This window comes from Anoxybacillus flavithermus, assembly GCF_002742685.1.
Taxonomy (GTDB): Bacteria; Bacillota; Bacilli; order Bacillales; family Anoxybacillaceae; genus Anoxybacillus; species Anoxybacillus flavithermus_E.
The window spans coordinates 1-3,692 of record NZ_PEDM01000059.1; the positions used below are offsets into that span (position 1 = coordinate 1).

Below are 3,692 nucleotides of genomic sequence, written 5' to 3' on the forward strand. Positions count from 1 at the left end.
CAAATGAAGATAAATCGCTTGGTAGCGTTCATATGCTCGTTTACTTTTTGCTTCTCTCATGGCAGTGGACAACTTTTCGATCTCGTCTTTGTGATTTGGCATCGTATTTTCTCTCCGTTCCCCTATTTTCTCCTTTACTTATTCGCTGTGGAACGGGAGAAAACCTTTATTTCAATTTATATACAAATTAAATCCATAAAAAATTCAAAATATTTTATTGAAAATTCCTTCTTTTTTATGTACGATAATTAGTAAGTGGGACCGTTTGTTACCCCCCTTACTATACCCCTTTGTGCAAACGGTTTCACTTTATTGAACAATTTAAAGAAGGAGGAAAAGATCGTGGGGAGAAGATGGAAAAAGAATTTTGCTTATTTCTCAATCTTTTTGCTTCTTGTGCAATTGTTTTCATTTCATGCAATCGTTCGCGCTGATGAAAACGTGCAAAGCCCTGTCGTAAACGGAAATGATGTGACGTTCCGTTATGTCGGCACAGGAGTGGAGCAGTCTGTGCTATTGGCCGGATCGTTTAACGACTGGAAAACGGATGGAGACAAAAAGATTGAATTAACAAAAGAAAGTGACCGCATTTGGTCTGTAACAAAAACGCTTCCAGATGGAACGTATATGTACAAATTTGTTGTTGATGGAAACTGGGTGACAGATTCGTTAAATGCTAATCAAGCCGATGACGGATATGGCGGAAAAAATAGCGTCGTCGTTGTCGGTCAACCTGTCGAACAACAACGAACCGTCACGCTTGTTGGGAACTTACAAGATGAATTTGGACATACAAGTGAATGGGATCCGAAAGCGACGGCTACAGTAATGACGCATGAAGGCGATGGATTGTACACGTTTACAGGAACGCTTCCAGCCGGCACGTATGAATACAAAATCGCCATAAACGGTAGTTGGGATGAAAATTACGGTGCTGGTGGACGTGGTGGTAACAATATTTCGCTTACGTTACAACAAGAAACAAAGGTGACGTTTTATTATAACGATCGTACACATGCAATTGCCGATTCAACATGGTATACACCGATTTCGAAAGAAAAACAACCTCGGTTAGTTGGAACAATTTTGCCTGCGATCGGCTATGAAAAAGAAGTCGATGGTTGGACGCCAGAGACGTCAACCGCATTTTTTGCAGACGATAACTTTGACTCGATCTATACATTTAGCGCACGTGTACCAAAAGGAACATATGAATATAAAGTGGTGCTAGGAAATAATTGGAGTGAAAACTATCCGCAAGATAACGCAAAGTTAAATGTACTAGAAGAAACGACCATTACGTTTTTCTTTGACGCGAAAACAAAATCTGTGTATACAGATTACAGCCCAACGGGTTCGGACGGATCCGTACAAAAAGATCGATTAAAACATAACACATGGGACTCTTTATATCGTCAACCGTTCGGTGCAGTGAAAGCAGGAGAAAGCGTGACGCTTCGACTAGCAGCGAAAAAAGGCGATTTAACAAAAGCGAACGTATATGTGAAAAATACAACGACAGGAACAGCGAAGTTATATACAATGAACAAAGTTGGTGTCATCGATGATAATGAGTATTGGGAAGCAACGTTTACGCCAGAAGATAAAGGATTGTATGGATATAAGTTTATTGCGATGGACGGTTCAGCGAAAGCAGAATATGGTGAAGATACGCAAGAAGGTCAATGGGGGCGAGCGGTCGATAAAAATGCAGAATTGTTCCAGTTGACGGTATACGATCCAAACTATAAAACGCCAGATTGGATGAAACATGCGGTTGTTTATCAAATTTTCCCTGACCGTTTCTTTAACGGCAATCCAAACAACGACAATGCAAAATCTAATGCACGAGGCAACGAACCGATTGAACATCGTGCATGGTCTCAGCTTCCTGACAATCCGCGCATGAAAGGAACGGCTGGATATGATGGCGACGGCATTTGGTCGAACGACTTTTTCGGTGGAGATATTGCAGGAATTGAACAAAAGCTTGACTACTTGCAATCGCTTGGGGTTAATACAATATATTTAAACCCAATTGCTAAAGCGCCGTCAAACCATAAATACGATGCAAACGACTACAAAGAGCTTGATCCAATGTTTGGAACACCTCAAGAATTTCAATCATTTGTGCAAGCGGTTGCATCGCGCGGCATGCACTTAATTTTGGACGGTGTATTTAATCACGTATCAGATGATTCCATTTACTTTGATCGATACGGTAAATATAAAACAGTCGGAGCGTACGAATATTGGTCGGCTGTGTATGATTTAATGAATGAAAAAGGATTATCCGAACAACAAGCGCGTGCTCAAGTTGAACAAAAGTTCACAGCCGAAGGGCAACAATTTAGTCCGTATGGTTTTCACCTATGGTTCAATATTGAAAACGAAAAGGTGAACGGCGTATATAAATATCAATCATGGTGGGGATTTGATAGTTTACCAGAATTCAAATCGATTGATGGGAATAAAGTGAAATACGCAAGTGAGTTAAACAACGAGCAGCTTGCTAACTACATTTTTTATGAAGAAAATTCTGTCGCAAAAAGCTGGATTACACGTGGAGCTTCAGGATGGCGTTTAGATGTCGCCAATGAAGTCGATACAGAGTTTTGGCGTGAGTTTCGTAAAGAATTGTTGCAAGGTAACTACGACCGTGGTCCAACGCTTAAAAACGGGGAGCAACCGTTAATTCTCGGTGAAATTTGGGATGATGCGTCAAAATACTTTTTAGGTGATCAATACGATTCAGTCATGAACTACCGTTTCCGTGGCGCCGTGTTAGACTTTTTACGAAACGGAAAAGCGGAAGATATTGATGCCCGATTAACAGCGATTCGTGAAGATTATCCGAAAGAAGCGTTTTATGCGCTTATGAACTTAATTGGTTCACATGATACGGCACGCGCTGTTTTCTTACTTGGAAACGGAACGGATTCATACGAACGTGCCGAGCTTGATCCAAACTACAATGAAGAACTCGGTAAAAAGCGGTTAAAACTTGCGGCCATTTTACAAATGGGCTACCCAGGTGCTCCAACCATTTATTACGGTGATGAAGCAGGAGTGACAGGTTCAAAAGACCCGGATGATCGCCGTACGTATCCGTGGGGAAGTGAAGATGAGCAGTTAATTGCACACTATCAGAAAGTAGGAGCCATTCGCACAACGCATCAAAACGTATTAGCAAAAGGTACAATTGAGACGGTGTATGCGAAAGGAGACGTATACGTTTTCGCTCGTCAATATGAAAAAGACGTCGCGCTTATTGCAGTAAACCGCGGTGATAGTGAACGAACGGTTGAGTTGGATGTCGCTTCACTTATTCCAAATGGCATCAAATTAGTAGATGAACTACATGATTCATATGATGTAACAGTAACAAACGGAAAAGTCGCATTACGTGTTCCAGCAATGGACGGTCGGATGTTATTTGGAAAAGTAACTGTCGATCTTCCGAATAAAGTAACAAATGTTCAAGCGACATCGGGCGTTGGTCAAGTGACGTTAACGTGGGAAGGCGATGCTTCAGCGTATCGCATTTATCAATCCACATTAAAAGGTGCGGGTTATCAACTTGTCAAAGAAACGAGTTTGAGTCAAGAGTTTGTGGGAGATTTTTTTCTCAACCGATTTTATTGGTTATATATGGTTTTATGGACTTATTTTATGTAAGCGCTTTTATCCAC

General features: G+C 41.1%; 1 pseudogene. It reads left to right on the top strand.

Annotated elements, in window-relative coordinates:
* Positions 1-342: 342 nt before the first annotated feature.
* Positions 343-3,645, top strand: a pseudogene (locus CS060_RS13785) (pullulanase X25 domain-containing protein); the annotation flags it as partial.
* Positions 3,646-3,692 lie beyond the last annotated feature (47 nt).